Raw genomic sequence first — 22995 nt, 5'->3', positions numbered from 1 at the left:
GGGCGCCCCTCGGTCCTACAGGCCTGTCGTTAATCCACCGGTTTGGGCGTGGTCGCGGTACTCGGCGGCAGCAGCGGGTATTCCACCTTCGGCTGATTTCCGGTGGCGGTCTTGAGGAAGGCGACGATGTCGCCGACTTCCTCGGCGTTCAACTGTTTGCCCAGCTGCGCGGTACCCATGATTGCCACTGCTTCCTCCAGGTCCCAGACCTGCCCGCTGTGGAAGTACGGTGCGGTTAGAGCGATGTTGCGCAGGGGCGCGGCGCGGAACACGTACTGGTCGTTCTGCGTCTTGGTCACTTCGAAGCGGCCCTTGTCGCCGGTGGGCAGAATCTTGCCGTCGGGCTTCTTCACCAGGCCGAACGGGAAGTAGGCCTGGCCGCCCATGTTCACGCCGTTGTGGCAACTGATGCAGCCCGAGCTCATGAAGGTCTGCAGGCCCTTTTTCTCCTTGGCATCGAGGGCATTGTCATCGCCCTTGAGGTAGAGGTCGAAGCGCGAGTCCGGGGTGATCAGGGTCGACTCGAAGGCCTGCAGCGCGCGGGCCATGTTGTCGAAGCTGACCGGTTGCTTGTCGCTGGGGAAGGCCTTTTCGAAGGAGGCGACGTACTCCGGCATGCTGCGCAGCGTGGCCTCGACGTTCTTCGGCGTGTTGTGCATCTCCACCGGGTTCTGCACCGGGCCCTTGGCCTGTTCCTCCAGATCCTTGGCGCGGCCATCCCAGAACTGCGCGACGTTGAAGACCGCGTTGAATACGGTGGGCGAGTTGCGCGCACCTTTCTGCCAGGCGTGGCCGCTGGAAGCGGGCACGTTGTCGGCGCCGCCAGTGCCGATGTTGTGGCAGGTGTTGCAACTGATCACATGGCTGGCGGACAGGCGTGGCTCGAAGAACAGTTGCCGGCCCAGTTCAACCTGGTTGGGGTCGAGCTTGTCGCTGGCCTGCTCGGGGATCGGTTTGAAGATGCTGTTGGCTTGGTCGCGCAGGGTGTCGGCATCGGCGTGGGCTGCCGCCGTGCTCACGGCCAGCAGCAGGCTGCCCAGGGCCAGTTTGATGGGCTGCATGTGGAGTCTCCTTGTCTCAGGCTTTGGTTTCTTTCTTCTGAGTTCAAGGAGAGGGCAGCGGGAGGATTGGCGGCTTGACCGAAATCAAGCGGGTGCTCCGGCGTGGGTGTGGATGGTTGCCGCAGCGGTCAGTTGCCGCGCAGGGCGCGGGATAGCGCGCGGTCTTTCTGTTGTTCCCAGTCGCGGTCCCGGTCGCTGTTGCGCTGTTCTTCGTACTGCTGGCGCTCCTGGCTCACGCGCATGGCCTGGCATTGCTGGAAGCCGTCGTTCCAGCCCAGGGCGTATTTCGGCTCGCCGAGGTAGCGCGGCACGTTCTTGCGGAATTCGCCGGTGATGGCTCCGGCCGCCTGGCGACCGCTGCCGCAGCCGTCGTCATAGCCGTCGGCATAGGCGGGCGGGTAGCCCTGGGCGATGAGAGTTTCGTGGGTGGTTTCGCAGCCGGCGAGCAGCGCGGCGCAGAGCAGGCCGAGGGCGGCGCGGTGCGCCATGGAGACTCCCGTGTGCCGATGGGGCGGGCACACACGCCGGAAGAGTTGGCGCCACTCTGGGTGACGTGGCGCCAATCTAGCCAGCGGCTCGTGAGGAAAGCGTCAAGCCGGCGTGATGCGGATGTGCTGGCCAGCTGCCGGCCTCGTCGCGCAATCGATCCGCACCGGTAGGAAAGCTTCGATCACCGCGCGATTGCTCAGCAGATGATCGCTCAGCGTCGGCGTGATGAAACTGCCGCCGCCGGCCAATGCCATGGGCAGCAGCAACTGGTCGGCGAGGTGCTCCTCGACGCTGGTGCCGCCGCGGCGCCAGTCGTCGGCCTGGCGTAGCGCCTGGCTGGCCACGCGCTCGGCGCTGACCCCGGACTGACCGAAGGCGCAGAACACCAGGGTCAACTGCTCGCACTCCACTTCCAGTAGCAAGGCGTTGCCCGGACCCTGGTCTTCCGGAAGGCGGACGACCTGAGCGGAAGCGGCGTGCCAATCCTGGTGCCGCTTCACCTTCTCCAGCTCGCGATCCCCCACGTGACCGGGAATGGCCGCCAGCAGGGCGCGGGCCGAGCGCGAAAGCACGGCGCCGGCTTCCGGCAGATGCAGCGGCTGCAACTCGCCGGGCGTGGTGCGCACCAGCAGCTCACCGCCGCCAGCCGGCATGAAGCCGTGGCGCAGCAGCTCGAAGTCGACCTTCGCGCCCATGCGCCGCAGCAACGGCAGCCAGCTGCGCTCGATAAAGTCCGCCGGCGGCGCCAGCGGGTTGTGCGTGCCGCCGCTGATCTCCAGGCTGCTTGGCCCATCGGCGAACAGCATGGCCGGCAGCAGCGTCTGCAACACCAGCACAGCGCTGCCCGCGCTGCCGATGGCGAAGCGGTAGTCGCCGCCGCGAATCGCGCCGGGGCGGAAGCTCAGGCTGCGCGAACCGAGCTCGTCGCCTTCCACCTCCGCGCCACAGATTTTCGCCGCCGCGCGCACGGCCGTCAGGTGCTGACGCAGCAGCCCCGGCCGCGAGCGGCGGCCACGGATGTTGACGATGCGCAGCGCCTTGCCGGTGATCATCGACAGACTCAGCGCGCTGCGCAGTATCTGCCCGCCGCCTTCGGCGCCGTCGAGTTCGATCAGGTGTTTGTTCATCTGGCGTATTTCCTCACCTGCTCGCGCAGGTAACGGTCCAGGCGCTCCGTGTCGTGACAGCCGCCACGGAGGGCGCCGAGGGTTTCCGCGCGTTGCAGTTGTTCCTCGATCAGCCGGTGCAGGGCCGGGCGCGCCGGGCCGTACTCGGCCTCTACCGCCTGGCGCTTGAGCACCAGCAGTTCCTCGACTTCGGCGCGCTGCGCGGCATCGTCGAGGGTCGCTTCCATCAGTGTCTCGAAGACCATCGGCGGCATGCCGAGGCCCTGGTCGATCCAGCGCACCGCCAGCAGCGGGCGCAGCACGTAGAGGTACTTCTTGTAGCGAACCTCTTCGCCCTGCAGATAGCCGCGGAAGTTCTTCTTCGCCATCGACAGGTAGTGCGCCCTTGCGGCGGCGGGCGAGTAGAAATCCCGCGCCAGCTGGCGCAGGCCTTCGGTCGCTGCTGGTTCGCTGCGGTACACCAGCGGCGAGTCCAGCCACTCCAGCAGCGTCGGGTTGGATTTACGCAGCAGCCGCAGCGTCTTGCGCAGTTCCCAGCCGCTGAGGTCCAGTTCGTCGGTCAGCGGGCGCTCCAGCACGTCGCGCGGCTCTTCTACGCGCAGGTACCAGTCCGGCTGGTGCACGTAGACGAAGCGCACGTCGTAGTCGCTGTCCGGTGAGGCGAAGCCCCAGGCGCGGCTGCCGGATTCGCATGCGTAGAGCACGGTCACGCCGCGCTCCTGTTCCAGTCTTGCCAGTTCTTCCAGTACCCGTTCGCGCATGGCGGCGGGGAGTGGATGGCGCTCGTCCCTGTTCATCGGGTGTTCCTTGTTCTTTCAGTCCGTCGCGCTGGCGGCCAGCGCGGACAATGTTCGTCGTCGCGGGTTGTACAGGGTGAGGCACCAGATGCCCCACCACTCCTTGCCGTCGTCGAAGTAGATGCTCCAGTTGCTGCGGTGCGGTTCGGCATCGCCGTCGCCAACCCAGTCGAGCACCTGCAGGCCTTCGTCCGGATACAGCCGCAGTGCCTGCAGCCATTCGCGGAAGTCCGCGACCTGCAGCTGGGTGCCATAGGGCGGATCGCGGAAGGCGCGGCACAGCGGGCCGTCGTCGCGGTTCAGCTCGCGTATTTCCTCGATGCCGAGCGCCTGCGGGCGGGCCTGGGCCAGGTCCGGCGTCAGGTCTGCCCACTTGTGGTTGGCGTACTGCGGGTGGTGGGCGATGACTTCCGCCTGCCACTTGCGCGCGCGTTCCTGGATGGAATCGAACAGCAGCTGCAACGCCAGGCGATGTTCCACCTCGCCGGGCGTGGCGGTCGGGTCGAGTGTCAGCACACGGAAGTCGAAGACGCAGCGCTCCTGTTCCAGGCGGCTGCGCAGGGCCTGTATGCGCTGGTTTTCCATGGGTTGCAGCATGTCTTCACTTCATCCTTTCACGCACACCACCTGGCGCAGGGTATGCAGCACTTCCACCAGCTCGCGCTGGGCGTCCATCACGGCGTCGATGTCCTTGTAGGCCATCGGGATCTCGTCGATCACGTCGGCGTCCTTGCGGCATTCGACGTGGGCGGTGGCGCGTACCTGGTCCTCGACGCTGAACAGCTTCTTAGCCTTGGTGCGGCTCATGGTCCGCCCGGCGCCGTGGCTGCACGAGCAGAACGCCTCTTCATTGCCCAAGCCGCGGACGATGAAGCTCTTCGCACCCATCGATCCCGGAATGATGCCCAGCTGACCCTTCTGCGCAGACACCGCGCCTTTGCGCGTCACCAGAACCTCTTCGCCGAAGTGGCGTTCCTTCTGTACGTAGTTGTGGTGGCAGTTCACCGCTTCCAGGCTCGCTTCGAACGGCTTGCGGATGATCTGCCGCGCCGCCGCGATCACCGAGTGCATCATCAGCTCACGGTTCTGCCGGGCGAAGTCCTGGGCCCAGCCCACGGCTTCCACGTAGTCGTCGAAGTGCTGGCTGCCTTCCTCGAAGTAGGCCAGGTCACGGTCTGGCAGGTTGGCGATGTGCTGGCGCATATCGGCCTGGGCCAGTTCGATGAACAGGTTGCCGATGGCATTACCCACACCACGCGAACCGCTGTGCAGCATGAACCAGACGCGGTTGGCCTCGTCGAGGCAGACCTCGATAAAGTGGTTGCCGGTACCGAGGGTTCCCAGGTGCTTGCGGTTGTTGGTTTTCTCCAGTTTCGGATGCTTGTCGGTAATCACCTTGAAGCGGCCGGCCAGCGCGCGCCACGCGTCGTCGGCGTGCTCGGGCACGTTTTCCCAGGCGCCTTTGTCGCGGCCTGCCCGGGTGTTGCTGCGGCCGTGCGGTACGGCTTTCTCGATGGCAGTCCGCAGGCCGTGCAGGTTGTCCGGCAGGTCCGCGGCCATCAGCGAGGTGCGCGCCGCAATCATTCCGCAGCCGATATCCACACCCACGGCCGCCGGGATGATGGCGCCTTTGGTGGGAATCACGCTGCCGATGGTCGACCCCTTGCCCAGGTGCACGTCCGGCATCACGGCCAGGTGCTTGAAGATGAAAGGCATCTTCGCGGTGTTCATCAGTTGCTGCCTGGCGTCGTCTTCCACCGGCACGCCCTGGGTCCAGAGCTTGATCGGTTTGCCGTTGGCGACTTCCAGCAGTTGGAAGGTCTTGGTGCTCATGTTTCGACTCTCTTCATTTGCTTGGCGGGCTGGCCGGCAGCGGGTTGTGCCCGGCCATCGCGAATTCGTTTGTTCAATCGACAGGCGCGGCAGCGTATCGCCGTGGAAAACACCTGTCCCTTACAGTCTTCGTACCACCACTTCTGCTGGGCGGCGGTCCAGGTCTGCTCGGCGCCGCAGTCGTGGCAGATGAAATCCCGGTCCTCGTACCAGCCACGGCGCACGAACAACGGGTCGCCGTAGCTGTTGTAAGGCGCCAGGTTCGAGCGGTTGACAGGGACGCTGCCGGGCGGAACGACCTGGCCCGAAGGATGCCAGGCTGGCGCGGCCTTCTTCGCCTTGCGTTGCTCGCGCGCCTGGCGGATTTCCCGGCGGCGTTGCTTGTTGCTCTTCACCGTGCTGTCTCCTGCGCCGGGCTGGCCTGTGTCAGGCCTGCTTCAGCGTTACCAGTCCATTCAATACCTGATCCAGGCCGCCGAATACCGAGATGCGGTCGATTCGTTCGGCTACCCGCTCCAGGGTTTCCAGTTCCTTCAGGCGCAGGGCAGTGGGGTTGTCCTCCATCACCTTGGCTGTGTTCAGCAGCGAGCGGGTCGCCGAGGTTTCTTCGCGACGACGGATCACGTTCGCCTGCGCGGCCTTCTCCGCTTCCACAACCTGGGCCAGCAGGGTCTTCATCTCGCCCGGCAGGATGATGTCGCGCACGCCCAGGCCGCTGACCTCGATGCCGGTGCCCGGCAGGCGCTCCTTCAGGTAGGCGCTGACCGAGTCGTCGATGAGCTGCTTGTTTTCCAGCAACTCATCCAGCGAGCGGGTGCCCACCGCCGCGCGCAGGCCGAATTGCAGCTCGCGGTAGAGGTGTTCCAGCGGCTTGGACAGGCTGGAAAACGCTGTCAGCACGTCGCTGTAACGCCAGTTGGCGGCCAGGTTCAGGCGCAGGCTCACCTTGTCGCGGGTGAGGATTTCCTGGCCGCTGACTTCCAGCGCCTGGATCCGCGTATCGATCAGCTCCACGCTGACCTGGCGGTTGTAGCGCCAGAAACCGTACTGGCCTGCCGGCAGCAACTCGATCACCGCACCGTCGACCTTCAGCACGCCGACCTGGTAAGCCGGTACCAGGGTCACCAGCAGCGCCTCGACGCCGACCACGCTGCGACCGCGCAGGTTGCCCTGCATCTGCTGCAACAGCGCCGGAGCCACGCGGTACTCCTGGCTCAGGTCGATGCGCTCCAGGCGCTGTTCGGTCTGGCCTTTCCAGTACAGCCGGCGGCTGCCCGGCGCGAGGATTTCCGCCAGCACGCCGTCCTCGAAGCGCAGGCCGGCCTCGTTCTCGGCCAGGTCCATGCGGGTGAAGTAGCGTTCGACCAGCGCCGGTTCGGACTGGCGCAGGTAGCCAGCCAGGCGGTGATCGAACAGCGGGGTGTTCAGGCTGAAGGTTTCCACGCTCAGGCGGTTGTGCAGGTCCAGGTGACGGTGGATGCCCGGCTCGAGGACTGCCAGGAAATCGCCCTCGGAGTACAGCAGGCCGCGTTCGTTCTTCTTCACGGTAAAGCGCTTCAGCAGTTTCATCTCTCTTCCTTCTTCTGTTGTGCGTGCTTCTTGTTGTGCTGGGTGCCGGTGTCCGCCAGCCCGTCGGGTGGCGAGGCGGGGGCCTGCGAGAGCCAGGTGCTGCGGACTGCCTGTCCATTGCGCCGAATCCATCGGCCAGCACTTGTCTTGTCGCGGGCCCGGTCCTCGTACCGGGCGGGCCGGCGGTGGCTTCGGGTCCCTGGCGTATTCGGCCTTCCTGGCCTGTTTGCGCCTGTCCCGTCGCCCACCGGCGGGGTGTTGCCTACATGAGTAGCTGCCTTAACAGGGCAGTGTTCGAGCGGGAGTCGAACCCGCGACAGGCCATTTCGTGGATGGCTGCTCTACCGGACTGAGCTATCGAACGGCGCGGGCAGGATTCGAACCTGCGACGGCTCCATCAAAGTGGAGTGCTCTACCGGGCTGAGCTACCGCGCCATCGACCGTGACTGCTGCAGCGGCATGCACGAAGCCGACACCAGGGGTGGGCTCGGGCACCGGCGGGAGTTGAAGTCCCTGCCCGTGGGCTGCATCAGCGATGCGGTCGAGGGAGATATAGCGAGGGGCGTGCCAAGGTTGCTTTCTGGTTATCTTGTTTTATTTCAAGTTGTTGATAGATAAGGATTTAAATTTGTTTTCAGTGTGAATTGCCGGATCTCCGGATTGGCCGGCTTATTGATTTGTGGATATTCTTGGATCGTTATTTATCTTTATGGATAAAAGATGAAAGCCAAGAAAACCGTCGCCATCGGCTTCCTCGGTTCGACGCTGGATCGCGTCGGCAAGGGCGCAGCGCGCTGGCAGAAATGGCGACCCACGGTCGGTCTGTGCCAGCAGCAGGACCTGCTGGTCGACCGCCTGGAGCTGATCCACGGGCTGGATGCGCGGGATGTCGGGCTGGCCGAGCGTATTGCCGCCGACGTGCGGCTCGTTTCCCCGGAAACCGAGGTGCGCCTGCAGCCCATGGCGCTGCGCAACCCGTGGGACTTCGAGGAGGTCTACGGCGCGCTGCACGATTTCGTTGGCGGCTACGCCTTCGATACCGAGCACGAGGATTACCTGGTGCACATCACCACCGGGACTCACGTCGCGCAGATCTGCTGGTTCCTCCTCACCGAGGCGCGCTACTTGCCGGCGCGACTGGTGCAGGCTTCGCCGTCGCGGCGCAAGGACGAGGCGCGGCAGCCGGAAGGGACGGTCACGGTCATCGACCTCGACCTGTCGCGCTACGACCGTATAGCCACGCGCTTCCGTCGCGAGCAGGAAGAGAGCCTGGCTTTCCTCAAGTCCGGTATCGCCACGCGCAACGCCGAATTCAACCGCTCCATTGAGCAGATCGAGCGGGTCGCCGGACGCTCCCGCGCGCCGATGCTGCTGATCGGCCCGACCGGTGCCGGCAAGTCGTTCCTTGCTCGCCGCGTCTACGAACTCAAGCGCGCGCGGCATCAGTTCCAGGGGCGCTTCGTCGAGGTGAACTGCGCGACCTTGCGCGGCGATGGCGCAATGTCCGCGCTGTTCGGCCATATCAAGGGCGCCTTCACTGGCGCGCAGAACGCCCGCGAAGGCCTGCTGCGGGCGGCGGATGGCGGCATGTTGTTCCTCGACGAGATCGGCGAGTTGGGCCTGGACGAACAGGCCATGCTGCTCAAGGCCATCGAGGAGAAGCGCTTCTTCCCGTTGGGCTCGGATCGCGAGGTGGGCAGCGACTTCCAGCTGATCGCCGGCACCCACCGCGATCTGCGCGAGCGCGTCGCCGAGGGGCTGTTCCGCGAGGACCTGTTCGCCCGCATCAACCTCTGGACCTTCGACCTGCCGGGGCTGGCCGGGCGCCGTGAAGACATCGAGCCGAATATCGATTTCGAGCTGGAGCGCCACGCCCGCGAGCAGGGGCGACTGGTGCGTTTCAACCGTGAGGCGCGCACGCGCTACCTGGCGTTCGCCAACTCGCCGCAGGCGCTATGGAGCGGCAGCTTCCGCGAGCTGTCGGCGTCAATCACGCGGATGGCGACGCTGGCTGATAGCGGGCGGATCGACGAGGCATTGGTGGAGGAAGAGGTCGGTCGGCTGCACCGTTCCTGGGGCGCTACCCAGGCGCAGAGTCCGCTGGAGAGCCTGCTGGGGGAGGGCGCCGAGGCGCTGGACCTGTTCGACCGCCTGCAACTGGAGGCGGTGATCGACGTCTGCCGGCAGGCGCGCAGCCTGTCCGATGCCGGCCGCCAGCTGTTCGCCGTCTCGCGCCAGGACAAGCAGAACCCCAACGACGCCGACCGCCTGCGCAAGTACCTGGCGCGCTTCGGCCTGGATTGGGCGTCGTTGCGGGACTGAGACGCGCTGCGCCTCAGTAGTGGTACCAGCGCAGCTCCAGCATTACTTCACTGCGCGGGCTGGCCTCATGGCTGAACTCGCGCTGGGCAGACAGGCGCAGGCCGAGGTTGCGCCCCAGCTCCACCTGCTGGCCGAAGCTCAGGGTGCGGCGCACTTCGCCATTGTGGAAGTAGTCACCCTTGCCCTCGAGGCTGAGGTTGCCCAGCGGGTTGCTCCACAGCACGCCGGTGTCGAAGCCCATGGCCGGGGCGATGGTGGCGGCGAAGTCCGGGTTGTTTTCGATGCGCGCGGTGCCCAGGGCGTAGGCCTGCAGGTCGTCGGTGAGCTTCCAGCTGCCGCCGGCGCCGCCATTTAGGTGGCCGACCAGGGTGTCGTGGTCGTTGTCGCTGTGCTTGCCGATCACCCGCTCCCAGCCACCAGCGACCTGCCAGGACAGCGGCTTCAGCAGCTCGTTGCGCGGCGTCATCGAGCGGATGGTGACCAGGTCCAGTTGCTGCAGTTGCCAGCGGTTGCCTTCGTACTGGCGCAGCTTGAGCTGGCCGATCTCGATCTGCGCGCCGAGGGGGAAGCCGTAGGCGTTGTCGTCGAGGTCGTGGTAGGCCATGCGCAGGCCGTATTGGGCGAAGGCTTCGCCGTCGCGGCTGCCCGCGCCAACCTGCCAGGTGCGTGACTCGTGGCCGTTCTCCGGCTGGCCGGGGCGTTCCACGTCCAGTGCCGGCGGCGGGTTGCGGTTGATTGCCTTGAGCAGGTTGTAGCTGCGCGAGGCGGTGGACTGATCGCGTTCCTGGCCGGTGGCGCGGTAGCGCACCAGGCGGAAGGCGGTGTCTTGCACCAGCGCCTGGCGGTCGGCAGGCAGGGCGGTGAACGCGGGGCTCTGCAGCTGGCTGTCATCGTCGGCGATGTGGCGGGCCAGCACCTTCTCGTCGTGGCTTAGCGGTTCGCCGCGGGCCAGCAGTTCGCGCTCGCGGGAGGGGCGGTAGTCCACCCGGTCGATCAGCCCGGCGTCCTTCACTGCGCGCACCGTGTCGGTGGGGATGGCGGTGAGCGGGAAGTGGTCGGTGAGCTCGGTGCCGGGGCGGGCGATCTCCAGCAACTCCAGCAGGCGGAACGAGCAGTTCTCGTCGAAGAAGTAGTACTTGAAGCGGATCTGCTTCAGCTCCCAGACGTGCTCGACCATGCGCGCGGTTTCTTCCGGCGTGAGGTTCAGGCGGTATTCCCAGAGGTCGCGGTTTTCCAGGCGGCTGTATTCGGAAAGTTTCTCGCGGTAGGGCACCAGGGCGAACAGGCCGGGGTAGCCGCCCATCAGGCCCTTCCAGGCGTAGAGGATGCTGTTGTCCATGCCCTCGATGTAGGCGCCGAAGTTGAGCGCGTAGCTGAGCAAGGCGGTGTTGTCGGAGTCGACATCGGCCTGGTCGATGCGCAACAGGGTGTGGCCGAACATCGAGGACGGGCTGTTCAGGTAGGCGGCCGGGAACACCAGCACGGCGCTGTGGGGGTTGATGTCCTGGTACCAGGTGGTGAATTCCTTGCACTCCACCGTCGGCAGGTCATCGAGCTGCAATTGCTGGCGCAGCCAGCGGGTACGCGCCGGGTAGACGCATTGGGCGTGCTTGTCGCCGAGGCTGGCCGGGGCGTAGAGGGCTTTCACGGAGGCGGCCAGTTCGGATTCCGGGTGGCGGTCTCCGTCCTTGGAGAGGAAGAACTTCGGGTCGTCGACGAAGCTGCGCCAGCCACCGAGCTTGGCGTGTTCGTAATGACCCAGGGCCAGCCAGTAGGGCTCGTTGGCCAGGCTCTGCAGGCGTTGTGGGTCGATCGCCGGCGAGGCCAGCAGGGGAGTGCAGGCGCACAGCGCCATCCAGGGCAACAGGCGTTTGGGCATCGAGTGGGCTTACTGGAGGGGAAGGATGAGCCCGCCGCAAGGCGGCGGGCTCGCGTGGCCGTCAGGCCTGTTCGGCGTACTTGGCCAGGGTGCTGTCCTGCTTCAGGACTGCCTGGGTGTTGGCGTAGACGTCCTCGGCGGTGACGTCGGACTTGTTGAAGATCTGCGCGAAATGCTCATGGGTGACCTGGGCGAAGTGCGCACGGTCCTCGGGCTTCACGCCCAGCACGACGGCGTAGGTGGTCAGCGCTTCGCCGTCACCCTTGGCCATGTCTTCGGAGAGTTCGTCCATCATGCTGCTGAGCACGATCATCGGCTTGCCGCCGTAGGTCAGTGCACCGTTGGTGTGGCAGCCGTTGGTGCCGGTGGTCATGCCGAAGGTGTTGTTGCCGCTGGTGCCGTTGGTGGTTGCTGCCAGGACGTGGGTGGCGGTGCCGCGCTGGCCCTTGAACAGCATGTTGCCCCAGCCGCAGCCGTCGCTGCCGGGTGCATCGGCGAGGGCGCTCAGGGAGGCGGTGGCGAGGAGGGTACCGAGCAGAATCCTTTTCATCGTTTTTCTCTCTTTATGAGGTCGTGGACCATTGAACAGTCGCTGACAGCAAAACAGCGCCTGGCCAGAGCTTTTCTCCAATGCCTTGCAGGTGTCAAGGCAACCGCTGCCTTGATCAGTATGGCCGGGGCTGGCGAGAGGGTCTCGGATGACCGGCAATTGATCGGTATCAGCGGCGGAAGTCTTGGAACCGACCACACTTGAATCAGTTCCCCTTGCGAGGAAGTAGTCATGGGCGATTTCGATCCACGGCCAGCGCTGGACCAGTTGGCAGCCGAGTATTCCAAGCGCGCCGAAGCCATCCGCCGCGACCTCGGCCGCAGTCATTCGCCGGACTTCGCCGAACAGGCCCAGCAGCGGCAGAACGACGACGTACTGCGCGCGCTGCTGGCCGAAGCGGAGGCGGGCATGCGCCTGGTGGGCTTGGCGCGCCTGCGCCTGGCCGACGGCACCTACGGCGAGTGCGCGCGTTGCGGCGAGGCCATCGAGGAGCGCCGCCTGCGCGCGCTGCCGGCTGCCGAGCACTGCCTGCGTTGCGCCGATGCGGTGGACTGAAACTGTCACCAATACTGCCTTGCCAGTGGCGCGCGGGCGGCGCGAGAATGCGGTCGAATCTCCGCGGCCTCGCGCCGCTCGAAGCAAGGACCTCCAATGCCCGATTCCGTTGCTGCCGGCCTGCGCCTGGCGCCCGATGAACTGACCCGCCCCTTCACCCCCGAACAGTTTCCCTTCAAAACCACCGAAGAACTGGAGCCTTTCCTGGGCGTGCTCGGACAGGAGCGTGCGGTCGAGGCGCTGCAGTTCGGCGTGGCGATGCCGCGTCCGGGTTACAACGTGTTCGTCATGGGCGAGCCCGGCACCGGCCGCTTCTCCTTCGTGCAACGCTATCTGAAGGCTGAAGGCAAGCGCCTGCCGACGCCAGCCGACTGGGTCTACGTCAACAATTTCGATGATTCGCGCGAGCCGCGCGTGATCGAGCTGCCGCCGGGCAGCGCCGCCGAGTTCGGCACCGATATCGACCACCTGATCGACAACCTGCTGTCCACCTTCCCCTCGGTGTTCGAGAACCCGGCCTACCAGCAGAAGAAGAGCGCCATCGACCGCGCGTTCAACCAGCGTTACGACAAGGCCCTGGATACTGTCGAGCGCCTGGCGCTGGAAAAGGAAGTGGCCCTTTATCGCGACAGCGCCAACATCGCCTTCACCCCGATGAAGGACGGCAAGGCGCTGGACGAAGCCGAATTCGCCCAGCTGCCGGAAGAGGAGCGCGAGCGCTTCCATGCGGACATCGCCGATCTGGAGGAGCATCTCAACGAGGAGCTTTCCAGCCTGCCGCAGTGGAAGCGCGAGTCGAGCAACCAGCTGCGCCAGCTCAACGAGGAAACCATCACCCTGGCGCTGCAGCCGCTGCTGGCGCCGCTGGTGGAGAAGTACAACAACAACTCCGGGGTCAGCGCCTACCTGCAGGCCATGCAGCTCAATCTGCTGAAGACCGTGGTCGACCAGTTGGTGGATGCCGAGCGCACCGACCCGCAGCGCAAGCAGAGCCTGGAAGAGCAGTACGCGCCGAACCAGGCGATCGGCCACCATGCCACCAGCGGCGCACCGGTGGTATTCGAGTCGCACCCGACCTACGACAACCTGTTCGGCCGCATCGAGTACGCCTCCGACCAAGGTGCGCTCTACACCAGCTACCGCCAGCTGCGCCCCGGTGCTCTGCACCGCGCCAACGGCGGCTTCCTGGTGCTGGAGGCGGAGAAACTGCTGAGCGAGCCGTTCGTCTGGGACGCCCTCAAGCGCGCGCTGCAGTCGCGCCAACTGAAGATGGAATCGCCCCTGGCCGAGCTCGGCCGCCTGACCGCCATGAGCCTGACGCCCCAGGTGATCCCGCTGAACATCAAGGTCATCATCATCGGCTCGCGGCAGATCTATTACACGCTGCAGGACCTCGACCCGGACTTCCAGGAGATGTTCCGCGTGCTGGTGGACTTCGACGAGGACATCCCGCTCGCCGAGGACAGCCTCGAACAGTTTGCCCAGTTGCTCAAGACCCGCACCTCGGAAGAGGGCCTGGCGCCGCTCAGCCGTGAAGCCGTGGCGCGCCTGGCGACCTACAGCGCTCGCCTGGCCGAACATCAGGGCCGCCTCTCGGCACGCATCGGCGATCTGTTCCAGCTGGTCAGCGAGGCGGATTTCATCCGCCAGCTGGCCGGCCAGGAAGTGACTGACCTGGGCCACATCGAGCGCGCCCTGAAGGCCAAGGAAACCCGCACCGGCCGCGTGTCGGCGCGGATTCTCGACGACATCCTTGCCGGCATCATCCTGATCGACAGCGAAGGCGCCGCAGTGGGCAAGTGCAATGGCCTGACCGTGCTGGAAGTCGGCGACTCCGCCTTCGGCATGCCGGCGCGCATCTCCGCGACCGTGTATCCGGGCGGCAGCGGCATCGTCGACATCGAGCGCGAGGTCAACCTCGGCCAGCCGATACACTCCAAGGGCGTGATGATCCTCACCGGCTACCTCGGCAGCCGCTATGCCCAGGAATTCCCCCTGGAGATTTCCGCGAGCATCGCCTTGGAGCAGTCCTACGGCTACGTGGACGGCGACAGCGCCTCGCTGGGCGAGGTCTGCACGCTGATCTCCGCCCTGTCGCGCACGCCGCTGCGGCAATGCTTCGCCATCACCGGCTCGATCAACCAGTTCGGTGAGGTACAGGCGGTCGGCGGGGTCAACGAGAAGATCGAAGGCTTCTTCCGCCTCTGCGAGGCACGTGGCCTGACCGGCGAGCAGGGTGTGATCATCCCGCGCGCCAACGTCGCCACCCTGATGCTCGACGAGCGTGTGCTGCAGGCGGTGCGCAACGGCCAGTTCCACATCTACGCCGTGCGCCAGGCCGACGAGGCACTCAGCCTGCTGGTCGGAGAGCCAGCCGGTGCGCCGGATGCCAAGGGCCACTTCCCCAAGGGCAGCGTCAACGCCCGCGTCGTCGAGCGCCTGAAGGAAATCTCCGAGCTGGGCATGGACGAGGAAGATAAGGAAAAGCCCGCCAAGGAGGCCGCCGCCAAGCCCGCCAGCAAGCCTAAGGCGGAGAAGGTGCCGGTCGAGAAGGCTCCCGTCGAGAAGGAACGCGCCCGCAAGAAGAAGGACGCCGACTGATTGACGTCAGGACAGGGGCGCCGCTTCGGCGTCCTGTCCGCGCGTTTTACACTCCGTTGCCGCCAAGATGACGGGATAAATCCGCGCTTTCGCGTGTCGGAACCTGGGTGTAGTCTCGAACTCAGGACAACCGCGAGGGTGCCGCCATGCCGCGTAACCTCTGCCTTATCCGCCCCTGTCTGGGGCTGACCACGCGCATCGAGTGCGAGATCAGGCCGCTGGCCGGAGATAATGGACTCTGGACCTTGTTGTGCGCTGCCGGCATGTCCGGCGCGCAGCCCACCGCCATCAAGGCGCAGGGCCCGTTCTGCGGGCCTTTCGTGGCTGAAGGCGTTCTCGAGGCGATCTCCGACTGCCTGGCCCAGCAGGGCTACATCGTGGCGGAGGATCCCCCCATCTGGCAGTTGCACCTGCAGGGCGAACTGCGGCGTCTGAACGGCGAACGCTCGCGCCATGTCGGCAATTTCCAGTTTCGGCCCGAAGGTTGAAAGCCGGTTGCGCAGCCCCTGCACAATCCGCTGAAGACCGCGGGACGCCTGGTCGCTACGGTTTCTTGCCGTGGCCATCCCAGCTATTTATCCAAAGACATATTTATCCATAGAAAGCCGGGATAACTCGCAAAAGCCATCCGCTATACTGCGGCGGCCCTTTCCCTAGATATTTCCCACAATCACCATGGAACGATTCGTCGAAAACTCGCTGTACGCCGCGCGCTGGCTGCTGGCGCCCATCTACATCGGCCTGTCGCTGGCCCTGCTGGCGTTGACCATCAAATTCTTTCAGGAAATCTTCCATATCCTGCCGAGCATCTTCAGCATCGCCGAGGCAGACCTGATCCTGGTGCTGCTGTCGCTGATCGACATGGCGCTGGTCGGCGGTCTGCTTGTGATGGTGATGTTCTCCGGCTACGAGAACTTCGTGTCGCAGTTGGACATCGATGAAGGCAAGGAAAAGCTCAGTTGGCTGGGCAAAATGGACGCCAGTTCGCTGAAGAACAAGGTGGCTGCTTCCATCGTGGCGATCTCCTCGATCCACCTGCTGCGCATCTTTATGGACGCCAAGAACATCGAAGACAACAAGCTGATGTGGTACGTGATCATGCACCTCACCTTCGTCCTCTCGGCCTTCGCCATGGGCTACCTGGACAAGGCCACGCGCCACGACCACTAAGGCGTTGCTGCGTCATTCCCGCCGCCCGCTCGTTGCAAAACGGACGGGCGGTTGCGTTTTCGCCTTGCGGTGAGCGCCTGCTGGTCAAGACTTCTGCGTGGATCAATCCGCAGGAGGTGCAGCATATGAATCTGCAGGAACTGACCAGCCGCTCCGTTGCCGGCGATATCGATGAGATCAACCTCGTGTCGCTGGAAGGAGATATATACGTGCTGGAGGCTCGTATGGGCGCGCGCTTCTACCCGGTCCAGGACGAGGCAGGGCATGTCATCAGCGTGCGTTCGGTCGCTCATGCGCGCGAGGTGCTCAAGGCGCTGCCCAACGTTCCGTTCCATCTGGTGCACGCGGTGGTGCATGACGAGATGTGCGGTATGGACGACGAGCGCGACATCGGCGCGGGCGTGACCATCCCGTTGCACTGAGTCTGTTGCATGGCCCGCTGCGCGAGGCTCGCGCGGTGGGGGAGGCGGTGCATCTGTGCTAGGCTGGCGGCCCTTTTTTGAACCCCCAGCGGAGCGCCGCCATGAGCGAACTCAACCTTTCCACCGACGAAGCCCGCGTCAGCTACGGTATCGGCCGTCAGCTGGGCGACCAGCTGCGCGAGAACCCGGTCCCGGGCATGACCCTCGACGCCATCGTGGCCGGCTTGTCCGACGCCTACGCCGGCGCTGAAAGCCGCGTTCCGGGCGAAGTCCTGTCCGCCAGCTTCCAGGTGATCCGCGAGCGCATGCAGGCCGAAGCCCAGGCGAAAGCCGAAGCCGCCGCCGGCGTGGGCCGTGAGTACCTGGTGGAAAACGCCAAGCGTGAAGGCGTGACTGTCCTGCCGTCCGGCCTGCAGTACGAAGTGTTGACCACCGGCGAAGGCGCCAAGCCGTCCCGCGAAGACACCGTGCGTACCCACTACCACGGCACCCTGGTCGACGGCACCGTCTTTGACAGCTCCTACGAGCGCGGCCAGCCGGCCGAATTCCCGGTAGGCGGTGTGATCGCCGGCTGGGTCGAGGCTCTGCAGCTGATGAACGCCGGCAGCAAGTGGCGGCTGCACGTGCCGAGCGAGCTAGCCTATGGCGGCCAGGCCGTCGGCAGCATCCCGCCGCACAGCGTGCTGGTGTTCGACGTCGAGCTGCTGGAAATCCTCTGATTCCCGAAGGTTCGCTGCGCAGCGCCATCCCTGGTGACTGCGCAGGAAAAGGGGCGCTCAGGCGCCCCTTTGTGCGTCCGCCTCCCGGGCGGCGGAGCACCGACGGCGCTTCCTGCGCCATCGTAAAGTGCGCCTAGCGCAATGCGCGGGCGTAACAGAACAGGAAGAGGTTGCGCACCAGCTCCTTGAGCACGCCCGGCTCGCTGGTGGATAGCTCCGACAGTTCCAGGCCGCCCTGTTCGCGCAGCTCGTCCAGGGCTTCTTCTTCCAGCACCGCGCAGACTTCCCCGGTGTCCCGATGCAGGATGCGCAGGTAGGGGTGCGGGCGATCCAGCCAGGCATCGATCATGTAGGTCATGGCGTGTTCCTCCGTGCAGACCGTTTAATGAGAATAATTCTTATTATCTCAATAGCAAGCCTGAATTGGAAAAAATTTCGCGCAGCCGACGATCTGTTGTTCCCGGTCAAAAGAAAGGCAACAAAAAGCCCGCCGCGGTGAACCGGGGCGGGCTTTGGTGAAGCGGCAGATCAGTGCGTGCGGGCGACGGCGAACTCGGCCAGTTCGATCAGCGCGGCGCGGTATTCGTTGTCCGGCAGCGCCTTCAGGCAGTCGACGGCGCGGGCGGCGTACTCGCGGGCCAGGTTGGCGGTGTAGTCCAGCGCACCGGCGGCTTCTACGGCGGCGCGGATGCCTTCCAGGTCCTGGCTGCCGCCCTGCTGGATGGCCTTGCGCACCAGCGCAGCCTGTTCCGGGGTGCCGTCGCGCATGGTGGCGATCAGCGGCAGGGTGGGCTTGCCTTCGGCGAGGTCGTCGCCGACGTTCTTGCCCAGGCTGGTGGCATCGCCGCGGTAGTCGAGCAGGTCGTCCACCAGCTGGAAGGCGATGCCCAGGGCGTCACCGAACAGGCGCAGCGCCTCGGATTGCTCCGGCTGGGCGTTGGCCAGCGCGGCGGCGCTGTGGGTGGAGGCTTCGAAGAGCATCGCGGTCTTGCCGCGGATGACTTCCATGTAGGTTTCTTCGGTGGTGCTGGCGTCGCGGACCTTGGACAGCTGCAGCACTTCGCCTTCGGCGATCACGCGGGTGGCCTGGGAAATGATGCGCATCACCGGCATGGAGCCCAGCTCGACCATCATTTCGAAGGAGCGCGCATAAAGGAAGTCGCCCACCAGCACGCTCGGCGCGTTGCCCCACTGAGCATTGGCGGTGGCGCGGCCGCGGCGCAGGCCGGAGGCGTCGACAACGTCGTCGTGCAGCAGGGTGGAGGTGTGCAGGAATTCGATGGTGGCGGCCAGTAGCTTCAGGTCATCGCCCGAATAGCCCAAGGCCTTGCCCGAGAGGAGCACCAGCAGTGGGCGGAGGCGCTTGCCACCGGCGGAGATGATATAGTCGCCGATCTTTTCCACCAGGGGAACGCGGGAAGTGAGTTGGCGACGGATGATGCCGTCGACGGCGGTGAAGTCGTCCGCCACCACGCGATAGAAAGCCTGGGGTTGCATTAAAGACAGCGCTCCTCGTAGATTGCCGCGGCATGCTAGGTGCCGCTGTTTGGGCTGTCAAGGCAAGGCCCCGTGGGGCTTGATCCGCACCAGGGGTTTGCGTACAATCGCGGCCCCGAACTTCCCTGGCATATCCTGCCTTACGCAATTGCACGGGCGTCCTTTCCGGCCCCATGCAGCCATGCCGACCAATTCCTCTTTCTATAAAGCGTCGGGTGAGCAGGTCTAACGGAGACATCCAGATGTACGCAGTAATTGTTACTGGTGGCAAGCAATACAAAGTCACCGAAGGCGAATTCCTCAAGGTCGAGAAACTCGACGTTGCCACCGGCGAAGCGATCAACCTGGATCGCATCCTGCTGGTTGCCAACGGCGATGACGTCAAGATCGGCCTGCCGGTGGTAGAAGGCGCGAAAGTGACCGCAGAAGTGGTTTCCCACGGTCGTCACGATAAAATCCGCATCATCAAGTTCCGCCGCCGCAAGCACCACATGAAGCGTCAGGGCCACCGCCAGTGGTTCACTGAAATCAAAATCACCGGCATCCAGGCCTAATTTTTTAGGGCTGCTTCCTGTTTTAGGAGAATTGACTCATGGCACACAAAAAAGCTGGCGGTAGTACCCGCAACGGCCGCGACTCAGAAAGCAAACGCCTTGGCGTGAAGCTGTTCGGTAGCCAGGCTGTGAAAGCAGGCAACATCATCGTGCGTCAGCGCGGTACCCAGTTCCACGCTGGCTACGGCGTTGGCATGGGCAAGGATCACACCCTGTTCGCTAAAGTCGACGGCGTGATCAAGTTCGAAGTGAAAGGCGCCTTTGGCCGTCGCTATGTAAGCGTCGTCGCTGCCTAAGCGAGCTCTCACTGAAAAAGCCCTGTCTCGCGACGGGGCTTTTTTGTTTCTGGCGTTTCCAGGCGAGGTGCGGTCGGTTCGGGCGTTTGCGCGGACTTGGCTGTATCCTATGCTCCTTTTCTTATTTTCAACCCGCAGCTGCTGCGGGAGGCGTTCGCAATGAAATTCGTCGACGAAGTATCCATCCACGTGAAAGCCGGTGACGGCGGCAACGGCCTCATGAGCTTCCGCCGCGAGAAGTTCATCGAGAAAGGCGGTCCCAACGGCGGTGACGGTGGCGACGGCGGCTCGGTGTACCTCGAGGCCGACGAGAACCTGAACACCCTGGTGGACTACCGCTACACCCGTCGTTTCGACGCCCAGCGCGGCGAGAACGGCGGTAGCAAGGACTGCACCGGCGCCAAGGGTGACGATCTCGTCCTGCCCGTGCCGGTCGGCACCACCATCATTGATGCCAATACCCAGGAGATCATAGGTGACCTGACTGCTGCCGGTCAGCGCATCATGGTTGCCCAGGGCGGCTGGCACGGCCTGGGTAATACCCGCTTCAAGTCCAGTACTAACCGTGCACCGCGCCAGACCACTCCGGGCAAGCCCGGCGACGCGCGTGACCTCAAGCTGGAACTGAAGGTCCTGGCGGACGTCGGTCTGCTCGGTCTGCCGAACGCCGGCAAGAGCACCTTCATCCGTGCAGTGTCCGCCGCCAAGCCGAAGGTCGCCGACTATCCCTTCACCACTCTGGTGCCGAACCTGGGCGTGGTCAGTGTGGGGCGCTTCAAGAGCTTCGTAGTCGCCGATATCCCTGGCCTGATCGAGGGTGCCGCCGAAGGCGCCGGCCTGGGCATCCGCTTCCTCAAGCACCTGGCGCGCACCCGTCTGCTGCTGCACGTCGTCGACATGGCGCCGCTGGATGAGAGTGATCCGGCCGATGCCGCGGAAACCATCGTCCACGAGCTGGAAAAATTCAGCCCGGCGCTGACCGAGCGCGACCGCTGGCTGGTGCTGAACAAGATGGACCAGATCCTCGAGCCCGAGGAGCAGGAGCGTCGCAAGCAGGCCGTAGTCGAGCGTCTGGGCTGGGAGGGCCCGGTCTATGTGATCTCCGCCCTGGAGCGTGAAGGCACCGAGAAGCTGAGCCAGGACATCATGAAGTACCTCGACGAGCGCACCCTGCGCATCGAGGAGGAGCCGGCCTATGGCGAAGCCCTGGCGGCCCTGGATCAGCGCATCGAGGACGAGGCCCGTGCCCGTCTGCAGGCCCTGGATGATGCTCGTGCACTGCGTCGCTCCGGTCTGAAGAATGTCGACGATGCGGATGACGATGATTTCGAGGATGACGAAGACGACGGCGATGGGCCGGAAATCTTCTACGTGCCTTGATCGGAACGGCGCCCGCCGGTCCGGATGAAACGTGTGAAGCCTGACTTCTAAGGTTGAGGGTATGCGTGAGAAGGTCACTGGCGCCAAGCGCTGGGTAGTCAAGATTGGCAGTGCGTTGCTGACCGCCGATGGTCGCGGTCTGGATCGTGATGCCATGGCGGTATGGGTCGAGCAGATGGTCGCGCTGCATTGCGCGGGCGTTGAGCTGGTTCTTGTGTCCTCGGGCGCCGTCGCGGCGGGCATGAGTCGCCTGGGCTGGGTTTCCCGACCTAGTGACATGCACGAGCTGCAGGCGGCCGCCGCGGTGGGGCAGATGGGCCTGGTCCAGGCCTGGGAGTCCAGCTTCGGCGTGCATGGCCTGCAGACCGCGCAGGTGCTGCTGACTCATGACGACCTGTCCGACCGCAAGCGCTACCTGAATGGGCGCAACACCCTGCGCACGCTGGTCGATCTCGGCGTGATCCCGGTGATCAACGAGAACGATACCGTCGTCACTGACGAGATCCGCTTCGGCGACAACGACACCCTGGCGGCGTTGGTGGCCAACCTGGTCGAGGCTGACCTGCTGGTGATCCTCACCGATCGCGACGGCATGTTCGACGCCGACCCGCGCAACAATCCCGATGCCGAGCTTATCTTCGAGGCTCGCGCTGATGATCCTGCCCTGGATGCGGTGGCTGGCGGTACCGGTGGTGCGCTGGGTCGTGGCGGTATGCAGACCAAGCTACGCGCTGCCCGTCTGGCGGCGCGTTCCGGTGCGCACACCGTTATCGTTGGTGGTCGTATCGAGCGTGTGCTGGATCGCCTGCGTGTCGGTGAGCGGCTCGGCACGCTGCTGACTCCCGAGCAGAGTCGCAAGGCGGCGCGCAAGCAGTGGCTGGCGGGGCATCTGCAGATGCGCGGCACGCTGGTGCTGGATGATGGCGCAGTGAAGGCTCTGTCGCAGGATCACAAGAGCCTGTTGCCGGTCGGCGTGAAGGCCGTACAGGGCAGCTTCCGTCGCGGAGAGATGGTGGTCTGTGTGGATCAGCGGGGTCGCGAGATTGCTCGCGGCCTGGCGAACTACAGCGCTCTCGAGGCGCAGAAGATCATTGGCCAGCCGACCGATGCCATCGAAGGCATGCTTGGCTATGTCGATGGTCCGGAGTTGGTGCACCGCGACAACCTGGTGCTCGTCTGAGGAGATTCTTCATGCGCAAGGGATTGATGGCGGCGCTGATGCTGCTGCCGGCGCTGGCCCGGGCCGACGTGGTCGGTGAGGTGTCCACCGTCTTCAAATGGGTCGGGCCGAACGACAAGATCGTCGTCGAGGCTTTCGATGATCCGAAGGTGCAGGGTGTCAGTTGCTACCTGTCTCGCGCCAAGACGGGTGGCGTGAAGGGTGGGCTGGGGCTGGCGGAGGATCGCGCCGAGGCGTCGATCTCCTGTCGTCAGGTCGGGCCGATCCGTTTTGCCGGCGAGTTGAAGGATGGCGAGGTGGTCTTCCAGCAGCGCACTTCGCTGGTATTCAAGACCATGCAGGTGGTGCGCTTCTTCGACAAGAAGCGCAATGCGCTGGTCTATCTGGTCTACAGTGACCGGGTGATCGAAGGTAGTCCGCAGAATGCGGTGACGGCGATTCCGATCATGCCGTGGCCTGAGAAGTAAGAAAGAAAGGGGCGGGTGACCGCCCTTTCTTTTTGCCTTTGCAAAAGTGAGCTTGTGGATAACGCTGTGCTGATCAAATCGCAGGCAATAAAAAACCGGCCCTGAGGCCGGTTTTTCAAGAACGGAACGCTTACGCGGTGGCCAGGGCCTTCACGTGGGCGTTCAGGCGGCTCTTGTGACGAGCGGCCTTGTTCTTGTGGATGATGCCTTTGTCGGCCATACGGTCGATGACCGGTACAGCAGCAACCAGAGCGGCCTGGGCCTTCGGCAGGTCCTTGGCGTCGACTGCTTTGACTACGTTCTTGATGTAGGTACGAACCATGGAACGCAGGCTGGCGTTGTGGCTGCGACGCTTCTCAGCCTGTTTGGCGCGTTTTTTGGCGGAAGGTGTGTTGGCCACCGTCGAGCTCCTCGAAAAAAACTTGGGATGTTGCGAATAAATTAAGGCCGCGAATAATGCCGTTGCATCAGGGCCTTGTCAAGGGTATGCGCGGCCTCCGACGAGTGGTGCGACGGGCGCACGCTGT

General features: G+C 64.6%; 25 protein-coding genes and 1 tRNA gene. 12 read left to right on the top strand and 14 right to left on the bottom strand.

Features of this window, described 5'->3' with window-relative positions:
- Nucleotides 1-29: 29 nt before the first annotated feature.
- From ACIPK7_RS25595 to ACIPK7_RS25555, 9 genes are all read right to left on the bottom strand, one after another.
- A complete protein-coding gene (locus tag ACIPK7_RS25595; protein WP_401090980.1) occupies nucleotides 30-1061 on the bottom strand; it encodes a cytochrome-c peroxidase in 1032 nt (343 codons plus the stop codon).
- Between the two features lie 128 nt (nucleotides 1062-1189).
- The gene (locus ACIPK7_RS25590) at nucleotides 1190-1549 is read right to left on the bottom strand and encodes a hypothetical protein (protein ID WP_401090978.1); all 360 of its coding nucleotides are present in this window, start codon (nucleotides 1547-1549) and stop codon (nucleotides 1190-1192) included.
- A gap of 102 nt (nucleotides 1550-1651) precedes the next feature.
- On the bottom strand, nucleotides 1652-2677 hold the full coding sequence (gene rtcA / locus ACIPK7_RS25585) for an RNA 3'-terminal phosphate cyclase (RefSeq protein ID WP_401090976.1): 1026 nt from the start codon (nucleotides 2675-2677) through the stop codon (nucleotides 1652-1654).
- The gene (locus tag ACIPK7_RS25580; RefSeq protein WP_401090974.1) at nucleotides 2674-3474 is read right to left on the bottom strand and encodes a nucleotidyltransferase domain-containing protein; all 801 of its coding nucleotides are present in this window, start codon (nucleotides 3472-3474) and stop codon (nucleotides 2674-2676) included. The genes rtcA and ACIPK7_RS25580 overlap by 4 nt, the downstream gene beginning before the upstream one ends.
- Before the next feature lie 18 nt (nucleotides 3475-3492).
- On the bottom strand, nucleotides 3493-4071 hold the full coding sequence (locus tag ACIPK7_RS25575) for a hypothetical protein (RefSeq protein ID WP_192431804.1): 579 nt from the start codon (nucleotides 4069-4071) through the stop codon (nucleotides 3493-3495).
- Nucleotides 4072-4080: 9 nt separating this feature from the next.
- Nucleotides 4081-5307: an RtcB family protein gene (locus ACIPK7_RS25570; protein WP_192431703.1), complete on the bottom strand. Its 1227-nt coding sequence runs from the start codon at nucleotides 5305-5307 to the stop codon at nucleotides 4081-4083.
- Nucleotides 5304-5702, bottom strand: a complete 399-nt coding sequence (locus tag ACIPK7_RS25565; protein WP_401090972.1) for a zinc-ribbon domain containing protein — start codon at nucleotides 5700-5702, stop codon at nucleotides 5304-5306. Before ACIPK7_RS25565 ends, ACIPK7_RS25570 begins: the two co-directional genes overlap by 4 nt.
- A gap of 31 nt (nucleotides 5703-5733) precedes the next feature.
- Nucleotides 5734-6876 carry a slipin family protein gene (locus ACIPK7_RS25560; RefSeq protein WP_401090970.1) on the bottom strand — a complete coding sequence of 381 codons (1143 nt, stop codon included), beginning with the start codon at nucleotides 6874-6876 and terminating at the stop codon, nucleotides 5734-5736.
- A gap of 362 nt (nucleotides 6877-7238) precedes the next feature.
- A tRNA-OTHER gene (locus ACIPK7_RS25555) sits at nucleotides 7239-7311 on the bottom strand.
- 285 nt (nucleotides 7312-7596) lie between these two features.
- Here ACIPK7_RS25555 and rtcR point away from each other — a divergent pair.
- The gene (gene rtcR, locus ACIPK7_RS25550; protein ID WP_401090968.1) at nucleotides 7597-9198 is read left to right on the top strand and encodes an RNA repair transcriptional activator RtcR; all 1602 of its coding nucleotides are present in this window, start codon (nucleotides 7597-7599) and stop codon (nucleotides 9196-9198) included.
- Nucleotides 9199-9211: 13 nt separating this feature from the next.
- On the opposite strand, the gene ACIPK7_RS25545 is transcribed toward rtcR, so the two are convergent.
- Together ACIPK7_RS25545 and ACIPK7_RS25540 are read right to left on the bottom strand one after the other, a co-directional pair.
- The gene (locus ACIPK7_RS25545; protein ID WP_192431699.1) at nucleotides 9212-11077 is read right to left on the bottom strand and encodes a DUF4105 domain-containing protein; all 1866 of its coding nucleotides are present in this window, start codon (nucleotides 11075-11077) and stop codon (nucleotides 9212-9214) included.
- Nucleotides 11078-11138: 61 nt separating this feature from the next.
- Entirely contained in the window at nucleotides 11139-11627 is a 489-nt protein-coding gene (locus ACIPK7_RS25540; protein WP_038803701.1) for a DUF3015 domain-containing protein, read from the bottom strand.
- A gap of 231 nt (nucleotides 11628-11858) precedes the next feature.
- Here ACIPK7_RS25540 and ACIPK7_RS25535 point away from each other — a divergent pair, with 231 nt between their 5' ends.
- The 6 genes from ACIPK7_RS25535 (at nucleotide 11859) to ACIPK7_RS25510 (ending at nucleotide 17094) form a co-directional block, all read left to right on the top strand.
- Nucleotides 11859-12182: a TraR/DksA family transcriptional regulator gene (locus ACIPK7_RS25535; protein WP_192431698.1), complete on the top strand. Its 324-nt coding sequence runs from the start codon at nucleotides 11859-11861 to the stop codon at nucleotides 12180-12182.
- A 96-nt stretch (nucleotides 12183-12278) separates the two neighbouring features.
- On the top strand, nucleotides 12279-14783 hold the full coding sequence (locus tag ACIPK7_RS25530) for a Lon protease family protein (protein ID WP_401090966.1): 2505 nt from the start codon (nucleotides 12279-12281) through the stop codon (nucleotides 14781-14783).
- A 146-nt stretch (nucleotides 14784-14929) separates the two neighbouring features.
- Nucleotides 14930-15271, top strand: a complete 342-nt coding sequence (locus ACIPK7_RS25525) for a hypothetical protein (RefSeq protein ID WP_401090964.1) — start codon at nucleotides 14930-14932, stop codon at nucleotides 15269-15271.
- A 187-nt stretch (nucleotides 15272-15458) separates the two neighbouring features.
- Nucleotides 15459-15953 (top strand): TIGR00645 family protein, encoded by a 495-nt coding sequence (locus tag ACIPK7_RS25520; protein WP_017521628.1) that lies wholly within the window; start codon nucleotides 15459-15461, stop codon nucleotides 15951-15953.
- Between the two features lie 125 nt (nucleotides 15954-16078).
- Nucleotides 16079-16375, top strand: a complete 297-nt coding sequence (locus ACIPK7_RS25515) for a DUF6482 family protein (RefSeq protein WP_045217224.1) — start codon at nucleotides 16079-16081, stop codon at nucleotides 16373-16375.
- 101 nt (nucleotides 16376-16476) lie between these two features.
- Entirely contained in the window at nucleotides 16477-17094 is a 618-nt protein-coding gene (locus ACIPK7_RS25510) for an FKBP-type peptidyl-prolyl cis-trans isomerase (RefSeq protein ID WP_401090962.1), read from the top strand.
- A 133-nt stretch (nucleotides 17095-17227) separates the two neighbouring features.
- Here ACIPK7_RS25510 and ACIPK7_RS25505 read toward each other — a convergent pair whose 3' ends face one another.
- Together ACIPK7_RS25505 and ACIPK7_RS25500 are read right to left on the bottom strand one after the other, a co-directional pair.
- Nucleotides 17228-17452: a hypothetical protein gene (locus ACIPK7_RS25505; protein ID WP_017521625.1), complete on the bottom strand. Its 225-nt coding sequence runs from the start codon at nucleotides 17450-17452 to the stop codon at nucleotides 17228-17230.
- A gap of 170 nt (nucleotides 17453-17622) precedes the next feature.
- Entirely contained in the window at nucleotides 17623-18591 is a 969-nt protein-coding gene (locus ACIPK7_RS25500; protein WP_401090961.1) for a polyprenyl synthetase family protein, read from the bottom strand.
- Between the two features lie 242 nt (nucleotides 18592-18833).
- Between ACIPK7_RS25500 and rplU the strand changes: the two genes are divergently transcribed.
- The 5 genes from rplU (at nucleotide 18834) to ACIPK7_RS25475 (ending at nucleotide 22468) form a co-directional block, all read left to right on the top strand.
- Nucleotides 18834-19145, top strand: coding sequence for a 50S ribosomal protein L21 (rplU, locus tag ACIPK7_RS25495; RefSeq protein ID WP_138212169.1), 312 nt, complete (start codon nucleotides 18834-18836; stop codon nucleotides 19143-19145).
- Nucleotides 19146-19183: 38 nt separating this feature from the next.
- The gene (gene rpmA / locus ACIPK7_RS25490) at nucleotides 19184-19441 is read left to right on the top strand and encodes a 50S ribosomal protein L27 (RefSeq protein WP_017521622.1); all 258 of its coding nucleotides are present in this window, start codon (nucleotides 19184-19186) and stop codon (nucleotides 19439-19441) included.
- Between the two features lie 159 nt (nucleotides 19442-19600).
- Complete coding sequence (cgtA, locus tag ACIPK7_RS25485) at nucleotides 19601-20821, top strand: Obg family GTPase CgtA (RefSeq protein ID WP_192431694.1); 1221 nt, start codon at nucleotides 19601-19603, stop codon at nucleotides 20819-20821.
- A gap of 61 nt (nucleotides 20822-20882) precedes the next feature.
- On the top strand, nucleotides 20883-22001 hold the full coding sequence (proB, locus tag ACIPK7_RS25480) for a glutamate 5-kinase (protein ID WP_401090960.1): 1119 nt from the start codon (nucleotides 20883-20885) through the stop codon (nucleotides 21999-22001).
- 11 nt (nucleotides 22002-22012) lie between these two features.
- Nucleotides 22013-22468: a CreA family protein gene (locus ACIPK7_RS25475; RefSeq protein WP_081517335.1), complete on the top strand. Its 456-nt coding sequence runs from the start codon at nucleotides 22013-22015 to the stop codon at nucleotides 22466-22468.
- Between the two features lie 130 nt (nucleotides 22469-22598).
- Here the strand turns inward: ACIPK7_RS25475 and rpsT are convergent, their stop codons facing one another.
- Nucleotides 22599-22868 (bottom strand): 30S ribosomal protein S20, encoded by a 270-nt coding sequence (gene rpsT, locus ACIPK7_RS25470; protein ID WP_009617555.1) that lies wholly within the window; start codon nucleotides 22866-22868, stop codon nucleotides 22599-22601.
- Nucleotides 22869-22995 lie beyond the last annotated feature (127 nt).

It is taken from the genome of Pseudomonas sp. NPDC086581, assembly GCF_044746165.1.
In the GTDB taxonomy this organism is placed as follows: Bacteria; Pseudomonadota; Gammaproteobacteria; order Pseudomonadales; family Pseudomonadaceae; genus Pseudomonas.
This window is presented reverse-complemented; position numbering and strand designations above follow the sequence as displayed.